Here is a 16,233-nt window from a genome sequence, read left to right as displayed (position 1 = left end):
AACTTCTGCATCAATTCAACGCGCTGCTTTTTATGGTTGATACGTTTAACTGCCCTAAACTGGAAGCCAGCGAAAGTCTGGCTAAATGCCAATCTACCATGGTGTTAACATTATTGATTTGGGCTTCTGATAAATCATTTTGGGTATTTAATAGTTCCAAAATACTGCCGACGCCAGATTGATAACGACCACGAGCAATCTCATAGGCACGGCTGGAAGACGCCACCAAATCGTGCATATTCTTCAGATTGCTTTCAGCCGTCGATAACCGCTGATAGGTTTGCCATACCTGCAAGGCAATACTTTGTTTAGTTTGAACAAACTGATTTTGCGTCTGCTCCAAGCGGTTTTGTGCGGAACGGACGGCGTTGTATTGGCTAAAACCACTAAACAGAGGCACTTTAACATTAATCCCCATGTACAACTCATCACTATCGTAACCAGGGCCATATTTAGGACGGTCGTTACCCCAGCGAGAAGTAAAATAAACTGAGGGTAAAAAACCTCTTTTCGCTACGCTTAGCGCTTTTTCCGAGACGGTAATTTGCTCTTTAGCCGCCAGTAATTGCGGATGTTGGTTTAGGGCCTTTTCGATTAACTGATTAATATTATTCAGGGCATTTTGAGAAGGAACCGACAATCCTTTCTGAAAGCTAATATCCTTAGTGATATCCTTACCCAGTATGGAAGCCAGAGCCCCCATACTATTACGGACTTCACCTTCGGCTTTAATTCGATAGTTAGTGGCCGATAAGGCGGCGTTTTTGGCCTGAAGCTCATCCGCTAACTCACCAACACCAGCCTCTCTTTTACCCTGAGTTACCTGCAAACTTTTATAGGCAATCACTTCAATATCCCTCGCGGCCTCCAAATAAGCCTCTGAAGCGATAACCGCAAAGTATCGTTGTGCCGCATCCAGCACCACCTCTTGCAAATCAGATAGTGACAAAAATTCAACCGCAATTAGCTCACTTTTCGCCTTATCAACACTGGCTTCACGTTGACCAAAATCGAACAGCAACCAGCTCAGTTCCAACGTGTTCGACCAAGATTCGGTTTTCGTTTTGTAGTCTTTTTTATCCACGGTTTGGGTTAATTCTCGATGACCGAAGTTAGTATTCAAATCCACGGTGGGCATATAGCCTGCATAGCTGCTGTCTTTGGCAATCTGATATTGCTGTAAATTTAACCATGTCGCTTTAGCTTTAGGGTCATTACACATCGCCATCACCACGACGTCATAAAAACTTAAATTACCCTTACCCTGCCCAACCCCCAGACAATCGTTATCATTTAAGGTCTTCTTACTTGATATATCTGCGACGACCGGAGTATCAATCGGCTGAGGCGCGATCTTTGGTGGTTCAGGCTGAGTAATGGCCTTAGTGACTGGTTCTATCACATCCGGTGTCTCTGCGACTGTTATTGGTTGCGATGATAACGGTGAAGCGCCGCCTTTCAGATACTCATCAATACCGGGTAATGTTGCCAGTTTGGAGCCTGTCGCAGGCTTATCCATGTTTACTACACCGTTTACCGGCATCGCTTTTGTTGGCGCGTATCCTACCGTTCGGGAAACGTTTGTTGTTTTCACCGGTATTAGCGGTGTTGAACTTGAAACAGCTACGGGGGTTGTTGCTGTTGACGTTGTTGATAGTAATTTAACCGGTAATGGCCCTTTCGTACTGGTCAATGGTGCCGTTTTCACAGACGGTGAACTATTTTTTTGCTGTCCTGAAGTACTGAGTTCATCAATCAAACTCATAACCTCATCGCGACTTGCGGCAAACGGAGCCGGTGAATATATTGCCGAATAAATCAGGCTGGCGAGAATAATCTTCTTCATTTTAGCTTCCTTGTTCCGCAGCCGATCCCTGTGACGGTGCTGCCGATGAAAAAAGCTGTGCCGGTGTCAAATCATGACCTACTGTGCCGTTTTCAATAACGATAATGCGATCAACCATAGCCAATGTTTGAGGGCGATGCGCGATCACCAGTCGTGTAATCGCCAATTGACTAACGGCGGTATTTACTAACTGTTCTAGCTGCACATCTAAATGGCTGGTCGCTTCATCCAAAATCAGTAACTGCGGCTGTTTATACAATGCCCTCGCTAACAGAATACGCTGTTTCTGCCCTCCCGACAGTGCGACCCCCATATCACCGACCAAGGTGTTATATTGCATTGGCATTTGTTCAATATCGTGATGAATGGCTGCCATCATGGCGCACTTAATGGCCTTCTCATGGTTGATGTTATGGTCAAAGAAAGTGATGTTATCCATGATGGATCCAGCGAACAGTACGTCATCTTGCAATACGGTAGCGCTGAAGCGGCGCAAATTTGCGACTGTTAGTTGCTTCAGGCTGACGCCATCGATCAGGATATCTCCAGAAACGGGCACCAAGCTGCCACACAACAGTTGGCTTAGCGTCGTCTTACCACAGCCGGAAGCCCCAGCCAGCGCTACGCACTCACCCGATTCAATAACAAATGAGGTGTCTTTGATGACATAAGGTTCATGTTCTGAATAGCGGAAACTCACGTTATCAAATTCAATACGTGGTGGTTGAGTTTGTTGGACATACTGCTTCTGCTCTATATCATCTTCCGGCTCGGTTAACACAATATCAGCCAAGCGTTCTGTCTGAATGCTCAACATTTTTAATTCAAAAAACTTATCCACCAGACTACTAATACGGCTACTAAATTGCCCCTTATAAGAGCTAAATGCCATCAGTACGCCCACCGTGAAGGTTTGATCCATCACCATGGTTGCGCCAACGCCTAATACCACCAGATTTTCAATGCCAAACAGTAAACCATTGAGTTGCTGATAGTAGATTTGCAGCTTCTGAACTCTGACGCCTGAGTTGATCTGACTGATCAATAATGCCATCCAGTCAGACATGCGTTCATTCTGGCGTTGAAATAATTTAATGGTTCTTACACCACGAATGGTTTCTAAAAAGTGGCTCTGTTGCTTTGCGCCATGAATGATCTGCTCTTCTGTCGCCATGCGTAATGGGCGATACCAGAAGATTCGACCGATGATGTATAACACCATCGTGATTAGACAGATCGTCGCCAGATAAGGGCTATAGATATACATCATGACCAGTGTGACGATCGTCATCAAACCATCAAGAATGGCAACAAAGAATGATGAAGAGAGCGTTGATTGAATGGCATCAACGGCACCAAAGCGAGACACGATATCCCCCAAATGGCGTTTCTCAAAGTAGCTAATAGGTAATCGTAAAAGGTGGTGAAACACACTGTCACGCCACTGTACGCTGATGGATGTAGAGATATACATCATCACCCAGGCTCGCACGGCGGAGGTCAGTTGTTGAACCAACATCATGACGCCAAACCCAACAATCAACGTGACTAACAGATTTCGATCGTTAGAAACGATGACATAATCAATCGTCCATTGGGTAAACAACGGCGAAATAATACTGAACAGCTCTATGCCTAAAGCCAATAATAACACTTGAAGAAAACTGCTTTTAAGGCCAGTAATTTTACCGATCAGATCGCGAAAACGAACCTGACGTCTAACTTCCTGCGGCTTAAACCCGTCGTCTGGCCAAAGCTCAACGGCAACACCAGTAAACGACTTAGAAACCTCTGTGAACGCCAATTGACGCATACCAACAGCAGGATCGTGAATAATACACTTATTCCCTTTAATCGCTTTGAGTACCACAAAGTGCGAAAACTCCCAGTGCAATATGCAGGGTAATTTAAGCTTGGGTAAATCCTCCATTTCTAGCCGCAAAGATCGGCTGCTAAGGTTCATCTGCTTTGAAATATTCAACAGTTGGCTCAGGTTGGCACCCTTCTGAGAAATACTGTATTTACCGCGTAATGTAGCCAGATCGATGTTGTAATTATGATAACCGGCGATCATGGCTAAACAGGCAAGACCACACTCGGCCGACTCCGTCTGGATCAGTACGGGTAAGCGCTGGCTAGTCAGTCCAAAATTGATTTTTTTAACGAAACTCATCCCTATTATTCCCTTGTTGCTTTAAGCCTTAGTCAGTCGCTTTCTTGGTGATACTCAACAAGGGTTCCAATACCCATTCGTAGAGCCTTCTTTTGTCCAGTGTGATGTCTGCTTCCAACTCCATACCCGGTTGTAGCGCTTTATCTTTCCCATAAACGCTAATCCGTTGCTTATCTGGCTTTACTACAATTTGGTAGAGCGAGGCTTCATTACCCACATTCATGGTGCTTTGTAATTCATGTTGCAGTAAAGCAGCCTTAGAAATAGACACCACTTTGCCACGGTACTGACCGAACTTTTGATACGGATATGCCTGATAACGTAGCCAAACTTCTGCACCTTCCTGTATAAAGCCCACGGCGTTGCTTGGCGCATAAAGGTGAACCATCAATAGTGAATTTTCAGGAACAATACTGACTATTGGCTTGCTGCTGTCCACAAACTGCCCTGCCTGAGCAACGGCAGCGGTTATCGTACCGGTTTGCGGTGCTTGGATAGTGATTTCACGTTTGGCTTCACTTTCAGCCAGCTCTTGTCGGGTTGTGGAGATATTACGATCGATTTGTGCCTGCTGTTTATCAAACTTTAGCAGTAGTCCATCAAGCTCAGATTGCCTTCCCGACAGCTCTTTTTGTGCATTGATCTTCTCCCGTTCATAGCTACTCAGCGCGCTTTGCTGTTGCAATAGCTCTTCTTTCACCCGTTCGAATTGCTCCAGAGAGATGTATTCTTTCTTATAAATCTCTTGGTACTGCAGCTGGCGACGTTGAACCAACTGTAAAATTTTACGTTGATTCACAATTTGCTTATCTAAGGTATTAACCTGATCGTTTAACTGTCGAATATAACTTTGTAGTAAGGATTTCTCTGAGGTAAATTGCGTTTGGTTCTTAGTTAAATCCTCATTCAACGAGGCCAATCTCGACTGAATCTGAGCACTAATCACCTGCTGAGTACCATGACTGTTTTGCGACTCTCTTTCGCTGGAAATGACATAAAGCTCATCACCCTTTTTGACAAATTCGCCTTCTTTCACTTTTTTGTCTGTCACTACGCCGTATTGCGGACTATAAACCTTGATTACTCCGCGATCGGGTACTAACTGTCCCGTAACGGTCTGCTTTCGTGTATAAGAAAACAAAATGCAAAAAAGCACGAGAAATACCGTAATGGCGCAAACAAAAGCAGTAAAAAATCTCAATGTCAAAGGAGTACTTAACATAACACTGCCAAGCCATTTTTGTTTTTCTGCCTGAAGCGCCTCCTGGCGAAATAGCCCCATAGCCATTTTATCCTTAATAATTATTACGTTAAATAGATTTACTAACGATGCATACTTAATTTATGTGGCGTCGATAAATTAATGAATCCGCTTATCGTTTCATTAAATTACACGCCAGTAAGTGGTGTGGGTTTTAATCACGCCATAATTTAATAAAATTTTGCTATCAATATATATTGAACACTTAACTTAGAAATATTAAATAACTCTTTAGAAGCCAATAAAATAAACGAGCCAACATTCAGATTAAATAAATATACCGCCCATATTATTAGGCATCACCCACAAGTTTTATAACATCAATGAATTTTAGTACCTATTGAGGCAAGAATATAACAACAACCCTACCCAATGCAATATATGTCAAATTTAAAAACAAATGATAGCCATATCTTAACTCACTGTATAAATAAAATTGCATATAATATAAGACTTCATATTTCAACTAGAGAAACAGTAACCAATCGATGTGATTATCACTGAAATGATTTAAAGATAAAACATATTTTTAGGTGATTACTTAAGTCAAAAACAAATCCATAACACCATGACCATAAAGCAATTTATTATTCATAAATCAACAAATCAATATTTTGATATAAATAAAATTAAAATATAAATAAACTTTCAATAATTATTTAATTGAAAATGAAACATAATAAGTAATGACCATTATTTTATAAATAAATACTTATTTTATAGTAAAAACACTATTTTATCTTTTCTTATAATTTGCATTGCAAGATTTTTTGATAAATTTACCCGGCATCTAACAGGCACTCAAGTCTAAATTGGGCGGAGGATTTTTTCTGAATGAAAGACCTCTTATATTTAGCACTTAAATAATTATAGCTAATTATAATTCAATGGAAAAAATTAGCTTATTTGTAACTGATACTATTTTTAATTTTAAACGCTAATTTTTACACCTCAAATATAGGTTATGGATATGAAACTATACGTACAAAAAGTAGGGCAAGCCGTTGAAGAAGTCTCACTAACTGGCTCAACACAAATCAGTGCAACACCGGGGACTCGCCTTTTCGTGGAAGCCAATGACGGCACGATTACTCATATGTCACGTTCTGGTTCACAGTTAGTTGTGAACACGACTGATGGTAAAGTGATCAATGTAGATAACTTCTTCGGTTCAGCCGACCAAGGTATGAGTTCATTAACCATTGAGAATACCGCCGCATCCGGTTTACCAGAAAAGCAAATCGTTCTTGGTGATGAAAGACTCTACGCAGATGGCAGCGAGGTTGTTGCCTATACACCAGAGCAATTAAAAGATGTTATCTCTGGTTGGGATTATTATGAGATGCGTGGCGAAGAAGCTGCCGCTGCGGGTAGTGATGATAATACCGGTCTTTTTGTTGCGCTAGGCTTAGGTGCTGCAACTATTGCTGGTTTGATTGCTCTTGCAAATAACGATGATGATAATGGGCATAGCTCCAGTAGTGTAACCCCTACGCCAGATCCAGACCCTACTCCGGATCCTACGCCAAGTAATTTGACTGACCCGACACTGGTCACGCTGAACCGTTCTAATGGTTCAAGCCTATCAGGTACCAGTGATGCTCATAACACTACCGTCTATATTGATATCAATAACGATGGTACTCATGACTATACGACAACCACTGATGCCAATGGTAACTGGTCTTTCCCTTCTCCAACCGCTATTCCTGATGGCTCAACCGTTAGCATTTGGGTATTAGATAGCAAAGGCGGGAAAATTGAAGTTAGTACTGTTATCGATGCAACGGCCCCTGACTTTATCTCAATGACTATTTCTCAGGATTTAGCGGTTATTACCGGTAAAACCGAAGCAGGAGCCGTCGTTAAACTGGATCTGAATGGTGACGGTGTTGCTGAATACACGATCAAAGCAGACGATAGCGGTAACTACAAGTTTACCCTTGAGAATGGTGCGTCTCTCATTCCAGGTACCAGCGTAATCAGCCTAGCCGATGATTTAGACAATGTTTCTCACATTACTATTCCCGTTGCTACCAAAGCGACTGTATTAGGTATGAGCGATGGAACACAGGTGATGGACCTGTCTAACACCACAGAGATCACCTCTCCTACTTTACATGGTTTGGGTACACCTGGTGCCATAGTTCAAGTCATGGATGGCAATACCGTTATTGGTACTACCACTGTTGGCACTGACAGTAACTGGAGTATTACAGCAACTAACTTACCTGTAGGTAAGCACTCTTTTGATGTTGAAACTATCATCAACACCCCAGTAACCGGCCCAAGTAAAGAGAATGCGGTTAATATCACTTTTGAACAAAAACCTTATGACATGTCAGTTATTGTTGCTGATATCCGTGAGGTTGAAATTGATAACAGTATTGATGCCCCAATCTCAATTACCCGAGCCCTACCAAATGGTGGATATCTGGTCGCTTACCCACAAGCGGAAGCCGCTGGTTCTAAATTCTATGACGTCAAGGTCAAGATTTTTGACGCTAGTGGTCAAATGGTTTCTGAGCTAACGCTGGGTGATAAGAATGTGGCCGATGGCTACAGCAGGGACAGTGCTAAAGCTTACTTAAGTAACTTTGACGTTGCGGTCTCTCCTGTTGATGGTGCGATTACCGTTCTGTATTCGAGAAACGAAAATCCTTCAAGCTATACCGGTAACGACGTTGTTTATCAGCGTTTCTCTGCTGATGGTGCAGAAATCACTGCAGGCCCACAGATTGTCGCCTCTTCCGGTGATATTGGTGGCATGAATGGTCTGCTGACGGGTTTACTGCCAGATGGTTTAGCAAATCTGATCACGAATACCCTATCAGGTATCGTGAACCCAATTGCAGACTTCATGACCAGTGCTCTGAAAACCATTGATTTCCTGAATATTCTGCCTGACACCGACTTTAAAGCGTTAGTTGACCTGTTTGTAAACGGCCTGACCAATCGTATCTACACGGCGATGTTTGGTCAGGGTCTGTTGAGCTCATCGATTGTTCAAATGGAAGACGGTAGCGTTGTATTTACCGGCACCCGTTTTACTGAACCGTTAGATCTGGAAAACATGGTTAATAACGCTGATATTTCTGGCTTTATTAAAGAGTTCACTGATGCATTAGGCTTAAAAGGCATTCCAATTATTGGTTCTGTTATCGACTTCATCACCGAAGGCGTTCTGAATCTACTGGTTAAACCCATTGAAGGTTTGGCTGACTCCGTTTTGACATGGTTCGACCTGAATGCTTTCGAAGCCGGCGCAAACTTATACAGCGTTCGCTACGATAAGGATGCCAATGGCAATCTGGTTAAAGTCAGTGAAAACACGGAATCGCCGCATGATTTCTCGCTGGGTGGCTTCTTCACTGAAAACGGCTATATCACGACCAGCAATGGTGCCTTCGATAAAGCCGTTAACTGGATCTTTGGTAAGAACCCAACCAGCGACAGTGAAGGTTTAGTCGGTGCCGATCTGGGCGGCGGTCAATATGCCGTGATCTGGCAACAAGCGGGGAAAGACTGGTCTCTCGATCAATTGCTGAAAAACCCGGTTGACCTAAAAATCTCCGTTGTGGACTTCGGTACCGGTAAGATCGTACTTGATGGCGCAACGCTTAATACCGGCGCACCAAAAGGTTCTGCTGATGTTTCACCTAAGATCATCACCTTACCTGATGGTACCTTCGCCGTATCGTGGGTTCGCGTAACCGGTAGCGATATGGGTGACGTATTAGTTCAGCGTTTCCAACTGCAGAACGGAAAGTTATTGGCTCTTGATGCACAACCCATCGTCGTTAACAGCACTACCGATGGTGCTCAGGGCGTAATCGCTGGTTCACTAATCGGTGCAAACGACATAACCGTTCTGGAAAATGGCAACTACGTTGTTAGCTGGGCATCAGCGACAACTCAGGGCGAATCTCACGTTATTTCTCGCGTGTTTGATATGAGTGGTCAAGCTATCACCGAAGAAATTATTGTCGATAAAGGCGTTGAAGATCCCGGCGTTTGTTCTCTGCCGTCTGTCGTTGCGCTGGCTGGTGGTGGCTTCGCAGTGACTTGGTCTGAAGTTTCAGATACCGGTGGCAACCTGTACAGTCGTACCTACAACGATGATGGTTCGATCCGCGGTACCGGTGAGTCTGCTGATGTTTCTAATTCAGGTCACTACGTCAAAGGTACAACAGAATCTGCTGTAGGCACTAACGGTGATGATGTCATTGATGGGACGAATGGCGTTACCAACGTCGTTGCTAACGATGGCAATGACCGCATCATCGTCATGTCTGATGGATTCCAATCCATCGATGGTGGCAAAGGTTTTGACACGGTTGTATTTGAAGATAAATCAGCGACAACCATTGATTCAGCAACGCTAAACAAACTGCACAACATCGAGCAAATCGATCTGAACAGTACTTCTGCACTGACATTAGACGTGAAATATGACGATCTGATTAAGATGAACGATGACAAACATTTGTTTGTTACAGGTACTGCAGAAGACAAAGTTGACCTAGATTTAACCAGTTGGACTAATGTCGCAACCGCTAACAAATCGGGTGTGCAATATAACCTGTATGTCTACGATAAAGATGAAGACGCTCAGGTCTGGGTACAAAATACTATCGCTGTAATTTAATCCCTCTCTAAGGGGCGATTTCTTTCGCCCCTTATTAATTAATTATTATTAATTAATAGTAATTAATTAATAAGTTAACTGTTGCCTGAATATTAATTCAAAGGATTGTTTATGGATTTTTCTCCATGGAACGAATGCGTTACCATTGTTGCCAAAGAGTTGGGCATTAATGTCAGTGTAAATAATTTAAAACACATCGTTCAGAATGGTGGTGAACGTAGTGATGTCATGGTAAACCTAATAAATTACATTGGATTACAATGTAAAGAGGTTAATGAAAAATTAGAAAAAATACCTACACTGCTTTTTCCTGTACTCGTGCCACTACATAATAATCAAGCCGTTGTGGTATACAATATTAATGAAACACATGCCACTGTATCATTTCCTATATCTCCAGACGTCAAAACTCAGGTTAATTTAGAACAGCTGGAATCAATGAGAGATGGCTCCCTCTGGTTGATTTATCTAAAAGAAAGAACCGAAGATAAACGTGTTGATGAATTCCTTAAACCGTATAAAGGAAATTGGTTATTTCAATTAATAGCCAAAGACGCTAAGTTTTATAGTCAAATTGCGTTGGGTGCTTTATTTGGTAATATTCTTGCCCTCTCCAGCGCGCTATTTTCCATGCAAATTTATGACCGCGTTATTCCTGCCCAGTCCTATTCAACGTTATGGGTTCTGTTTATCGGTGTCATGCTCGCCCTCCTGATGGATATGGGATTACGCCTTGCCCGCAGCCATTTGGCCGATGCAATCGGTAAGAAAACTGACCTGTTTATGTCAGGCATGTTTTTCTCCCGGGCATTACGTATGAAAAATGATTCACGACCGAATTCCACCGGTGCCTTTGTTGCTCAATTAAGAGAAATCGAGCACATCCGTGAATTACTGACGTCAACAACCGTCGTCGCCATGGTGGATATGCCATTTATCCTGATCTTTATTGCCGTGATTGCATTTATTGGCAATTCTCTGGCCTTTGCTCCACTGCTAGCCATTCCTCTGGTGATTATTCCTGGCCTGATTGCTCAGTGGCCATTGTCCCGTCTCTCCCAAAAAGGTATTCGTGAAAGTGCAATTCGTAACGCCATGCTGGTGGAAACGGTAGAAGGTCTGGAAGACATTAAGATCATGCAGGCTGAAGATCGTTTTCTACGTACTTGGAATGAATGTAACACCACTACGGCACAAATCTCTTTAGAACAAAGACACTGGTCAAGCCTGATTACTAACTGGTGTCAGTTTATTCAACAGTTAGTGTATATCAGCGTCATCGCTTTGGGCGTTTATCTGGTCATCAATAACGATATTACGACCGGTACGCTAATTGCCTGCTCCATATTGTCTAGCCGAACTGTTGCTCCGTTAGGGCAATTGGCGTCGGTATTAACCCGTTGGCAGCACGCCAAAATGGCTAAAACCGGTTTAGATGAGTTCCTGAAAAAGCCGCTGGACCAAAAACCCTTTAGTGAAACGCTACATACCGACAAAATTAAGGGTAACTTCAGTTTGAAAAACGTGAAGTATCGCTTTAGCGCTGATGCTCCGATGGTGTTGGATATCAACAAACTCGAGATTAAACCTGGAGAAAAAATTGCGATTCTGGGTTCTATCGGCGCAGGAAAATCCTCACTGCTGCGTCTGATTTCCGGTATTGCTGAAACAACGGAAGGTGAATTGCTGCTTGATGGTCTGGTAATGAAAGATATCTCTAATAATGATATTCGCCGCGATATTGCTTATTTACCGCAGGGCGCTCAGTTATTTCACGGCACCATCAGAGACAATTTAATTATGGGTAAACCTCAGACATCCATAGAACAAATTGTTGATGTATTAAATATTGCCGGTGCCGCAAGCCTACTAAAAACGGGGAAAGGACTGGATTTATCCATTGCCGAAGGCGGTCGAGGGTTATCAGGTGGCCAAAAGCAAACCTTATTGCTAGCCAGAACCCTGCTACGCAACTCCCCTGTTCTATTCCTTGATGAACCAACCGCCAATATGGATGAAAAGCTGGAAAAACATGTGGTTGCATCGCTACACGATCATATTAAAAACAAAACGTTCGTTGTGGTAACTCACCGTCAGGCTCCTTTGAGGCTGGTTGACCGAGTTATTGTTATGAATCAGGGGAATATCATCCTTGATGGTCCAAGAGATCAAGTATTGCAAAAGCTGCAAGCCACTAATTAGTCAGGATGATGAAAATGAGTTTGTTTAGTAAAAAGAAAAAAACCATCAGCATGCATGGCGATCCGGTGCAAAAGCACACCCATATCATCTGGATGATTCTATTAATCTGCTTCGCCCTTCTTTTATGGGCCAATTATGCCGAGCTAGATGAAGTCACCAGTGGTCAAGGAACCGTTATTACTTGGAACCGTTCACAAATGATTCAAGCCAGAGATGGGGGTGTTATTCGTGAATTAATGGTGCGGGAAGGCGATCTGGTTAATGCGGGTCAGCAATTAGCCGTTCTGGATGCCACGCGCTTTCAGGCGGGGTACGACGAGATTGGTGCAAAAGTTAAAGGACTGGCAGTCAGTATCGCTCGTTTAACCTCAGAAATAAAAGATGATAACAGTAAACCAGACTTCTTATTGTTACTACGCGAGTTCAGCGGTGGTATCGCCTATAAGGATATGTCAGACGAAGATCTATTAGCGGATAACAAGGTACTCATTGACCATGAAATGTCCCTACTTATCACGCGTCGCAGAGGTTTGGATGAAAACATATCGGGCCTACAGCGCAGTTTAAAACTGACAGTTAATGAGTTGAATCTTATTCGTCCATTAGTCGTAAAGGGAGCCGTAAGCCAAGTCGAAGAGCTGCGTTTAAGAAGAGAAGAAAACGAGCTAAAAAATAAAATCACTGAAGCCCGTAACCATTACTTTGAGCAAGCTAAAGAGGAACTGGTTAAAAAGAAAAATGAACTCGATTCTATCTACTTCCAGCTATTGCAAAGAAAAGACCAGTTAACCAGTACGGTTATTAATTCACCGGTAAAAGGCATCGTTAAAGATGTACAAGTTACTACTGTCGGTGGCGTACTGGAACCAGGAGGAAAACTGATGGAAGTGGTTCCATCAGAAGATCAACTGGTTATAGAAGTAAAAATAAACCCGAGAGACATTGCATTCATTCATCCAAATCAAAAGGCAATCGTAAAGGTTAGCGCCTATGAATCATCAATATACGGAACGATGGATGCAACGGTAGAACGAATTTCCCCCGATACCATTCAGGATCAGGTACGACGTGAACAGTACTACTACAAGGTTTTTGTCCGTACTGAACGTTCTGCACTAGAAACACCTGACGGCAAGATACATGAGATTGTCCCGGGCATGTTGGCTACGGTTGATATTAAAACGGGAAAAAAATCAGTGCTCGATTATCTGATTAAGCCATTGAATAAAGCCAAAGAAGCACTGAGGGAAAGATAAGTGATTCGATACAATAAATTCATGCTTGCTCTGGCTGTCAGCTATTTTTCTACGCTGTCGACAAAAGTGAGCGCCGAAACATTAAATGAAACGTTGCAGATGGCCGTCAATCGTTCACCCACTATCAAATACCATTCGGGAAAAATTGCTTCCGCAGAGAGCACCATTGGTGAAGCAAGAAGCGGTTGGCTACCTAACGTTTCCGTTAATGCGGGAAACGAAGTTATGCGCAGCAATAAGCAGGACAGCGATGGCAGCAATACCTATTCGGTTAAAGTCGATCAAACCCTGTTCGATTTTGGTCGGGTTGGCGATCAGGTTAATTATGCTGAACATAATAAATCCTCAGAGGTATATACCGCCCATGATGAAGCTGAAGTCTTGTCCTCAAAAGTTTCTGAAACCTATTTAAATATTCTTAAATATGAACAGCTAATTGATATCAATAAAAAGAATAATATTGAACACCACAATATTCTTTCTCTGGCAGAAGCCAGAGCCAGCGGTGGTGTAGATAGCCGAGGTGATGTTGAACAAGTAGAAGTCCGCATCAAAGGATTGGATGCGGAACTGTCAAACTATGAAGCACAATTAAAAGCCGCACAAGAAGATTACTTTATTTTGGTGGGTAAACGCCCTTCCGGGCTAAGTATTCCAGATGTCAGCGCGTTGAAAGCTAAACTTGCCTTAAAAATGAAAGAGCGCATCTCAGCTTCACCACGAGTTGAGGCCATCAGGGCCAACAAAGATGCCGCAGCATCGGAATATGCTTATACCAGTAAAAGTTGGCTCCCTGCTCTCAGCGTCTCTGTTTCTCAAGGAAAGTTAAGCACCACGGGAGCAAATGACACGGTCGTCATGCTCAATGTAAACAGTAATATTTTTGACGGTGGTGGTGCTATTTATCGCAGCCGGGGTGCAGCGCAACGGGTGGAAAGTGCCCGTTGGAATATTGAAAAATCCATTGAAGACTTATCCACTAAAGTTTCTCAAATGTATCAGGAAGCACTGAGCCAAGAAAATCAGTCCAACATCTATGCTCAACGCATTCTTCATTCACAAGAAGTTAAAGAGCTTTACCATGAGCAATACAAAGTAAACCGTCGTTCTGTATTGGACTTATTAAACTCTGAGCAGGAACTTTTTCAGACCATGAGTAATAAAGTGAATGCTGATTTTAACTTCAGGGTTCTGCTTATACGCGTATTCTCTGAGCTGGGTGAAATAAATAAAGCTTTCAATATCAACGTCAAATTTGAAGAAGACGATGGCGGCAATTTGGTTTCCAATCTGTTTGGCAGCAATAAACAACCACAGAAAACGGCTGAATCTCCAATAACAGAAGAGATGCTACCTGAGCAATCAGTGATTCCAAGTAGCCAACCTATGGTGAGTAACAAACCAGAAACCATTTCTTCACCAACCGTTCAAACTGAGATGACCAATAAACCGGAAACGGCCACTGCACAGAACGCCCAAGCAACGACGTTCACCAAATCTGACATCGTACCATCGCAACATGCTCAAATAGCGGTGATTAACAGACCCGAAACGGCTACATTGCCAAATAATCAAACCACGGTGGTTAACAAACCGGAAAACACAACATCACAGAATATTCAAACCAAAGCTATTGGTCGATCGCAGACTTTCACCCCCGCATTAAGTAGCAACAATAATAGCAATGATGATTACATCTCTAAGCCATATAAATACTCTGAATCACAGCCCGTACAGAAAACTAAAGAAAACATCTCAAAAGAACGAGTTGTTAACTCAAATACTCATTCCTTACCTAAAGGAATAGATGATCCCCTGCTTTTAATCGGGATTAGAAAAAAATAACAAAAATTTATATTTATCTTTTTAAAAATCAAATTATTAACCATGTATATTAATAAATAGCGATTTTCAGAATTGTATGTTAAAAATGAACAGGCTTTCTAAGAAGCCTTATATATGAGGGGCCTATATGATTAGTGAAGTAGGAAAATATATCAATTGAAACATAAGTAATCATATCAATATAAAGGGGTTTTTATCCGTGTTATGTACAGATTAGAAAAATCCTGATGATTTTATTCATTTACTAATACAAATATCTCTATTAATAGCTCACAACTCTGGTTAATGAATCTATTTTCTGTGATCCGTTTCTAATATAGAGAACATTGCACTCACTACATTGAATACGAATGCAAGTATTAAACAACGATAGGCGCTTAAAAATGGACAAAGGCAAAATAAAGACATTAATTGTCGATAATAATCAATTTGTATGTTTCGCAATCAGTGAAATTTTAAAAAACACCGACTTTCTGGATATCGTAGGTGCTATTCATTCAACAACTGGCGTTGTCGATATGATTAAAAATCAAGATATACAGTTAGTACTCATCAATATTGATCTGATCAATAATGATAAAGATAAACTGGTAAAAGAAATACATGGTGAAAACTCATCAACTAAGATTATTGGTCTGACCTCTGAAAATTCAAACTCTAATATTATTAATTCATTAGATGTATCAATCGATGGGATTATTGATAAAACCAATGACATTGACTCCCTTACCCTAGTGTCTAAGTTGGTAATGAACGGCTTCCAGTGCATTCCAAAAAATAAATTGTGTAATGATAAAGTTAATAAAACAGCCATGTTAACTAATCGTGAACGCGAAATATTACAGTTTATTACCCAGGGAATATCAAATAAAGATATCGCAGAAAAACTGAATATTAGTAGTAAAACAGTGAGCGTTCATCGCTATAATATTATGTTTAAACTGGAGATAAAAAACTCTCTTGACCTATTTAAGCTAGGCAGTTTTTCTATCTAATCTACCA

General features: G+C 41.9%; 9 protein-coding genes. 6 read left to right on the top strand and 3 right to left on the bottom strand.

What is annotated here, in order from left to right:
* Window positions 1-10 precede the first annotated feature (10 nt).
* Window positions 11-1,519 (bottom strand): TolC family protein, encoded by a 1,509-nt coding sequence (locus HYN51_RS07120; protein WP_192878463.1) that lies wholly within the window; start codon window positions 1,517-1,519, stop codon window positions 11-13.
* Between HYN51_RS07120 and HYN51_RS16460 the strand changes: the two genes are divergently transcribed.
* Window positions 1,518-1,817, top strand: a complete 300-nt coding sequence (locus tag HYN51_RS16460) for a hypothetical protein (RefSeq protein WP_192878461.1) — start codon at window positions 1,518-1,520, stop codon at window positions 1,815-1,817. The genes HYN51_RS07120 and HYN51_RS16460 overlap by 2 nt on opposite strands.
* A gap of 30 nt (window positions 1,818-1,847) precedes the next feature.
* Here the strand turns inward: HYN51_RS16460 and HYN51_RS07115 are convergent, their stop codons facing one another.
* Together HYN51_RS07115 and HYN51_RS07110 are read right to left on the bottom strand one after the other, a co-directional pair.
* The gene (locus HYN51_RS07115; RefSeq protein WP_108899385.1) at window positions 1,848-4,019 is read right to left on the bottom strand and encodes a peptidase domain-containing ABC transporter; all 2,172 of its coding nucleotides are present in this window, start codon (window positions 4,017-4,019) and stop codon (window positions 1,848-1,850) included.
* A gap of 28 nt (window positions 4,020-4,047) precedes the next feature.
* Window positions 4,048-5,070, bottom strand: a complete 1,023-nt coding sequence (locus HYN51_RS07110) for an HlyD family secretion protein (RefSeq protein ID WP_157953003.1) — start codon at window positions 5,068-5,070, stop codon at window positions 4,048-4,050.
* A gap of 1,180 nt (window positions 5,071-6,250) precedes the next feature.
* Here HYN51_RS07110 and HYN51_RS07105 point away from each other — a divergent pair.
* From HYN51_RS07105 to HYN51_RS07085, 5 genes are all read left to right on the top strand, one after another.
* Window positions 6,251-9,928 (top strand): Ig-like domain-containing protein, encoded by a 3,678-nt coding sequence (locus tag HYN51_RS07105; protein WP_192878459.1) that lies wholly within the window; start codon window positions 6,251-6,253, stop codon window positions 9,926-9,928.
* Between the two features lie 111 nt (window positions 9,929-10,039).
* A complete protein-coding gene (locus tag HYN51_RS07100) occupies window positions 10,040-12,130 on the top strand; it encodes a type I secretion system permease/ATPase (protein ID WP_108899382.1) in 2,091 nt (696 codons plus the stop codon).
* Between the two features lie 50 nt (window positions 12,131-12,180).
* The gene (locus HYN51_RS07095; RefSeq protein ID WP_108901987.1) at window positions 12,181-13,386 is read left to right on the top strand and encodes an HlyD family type I secretion periplasmic adaptor subunit; all 1,206 of its coding nucleotides are present in this window, start codon (window positions 12,181-12,183) and stop codon (window positions 13,384-13,386) included.
* Window positions 13,387-15,231 carry a TolC family protein gene (locus HYN51_RS07090; protein ID WP_108899381.1) on the top strand — a complete coding sequence of 615 codons (1,845 nt, stop codon included), beginning with the start codon at window positions 13,387-13,389 and terminating at the stop codon, window positions 15,229-15,231.
* Window positions 15,232-15,614: 383 nt separating this feature from the next.
* Window positions 15,615-16,226, top strand: a complete 612-nt coding sequence (locus HYN51_RS07085; protein ID WP_192878457.1) for a response regulator transcription factor — start codon at window positions 15,615-15,617, stop codon at window positions 16,224-16,226.
* Window positions 16,227-16,233: the final 7 nt, after the last annotated feature.

This window comes from Limnobaculum parvum, from assembly GCF_003096015.2.
Lineage (GTDB): Bacteria > Pseudomonadota > Gammaproteobacteria > Enterobacterales > Enterobacteriaceae > Limnobaculum > Limnobaculum parvum.
The sequence above is the reverse complement of the archived record's forward strand: the minus strand, read 5'-3'. Positions and strand labels throughout refer to the sequence as shown.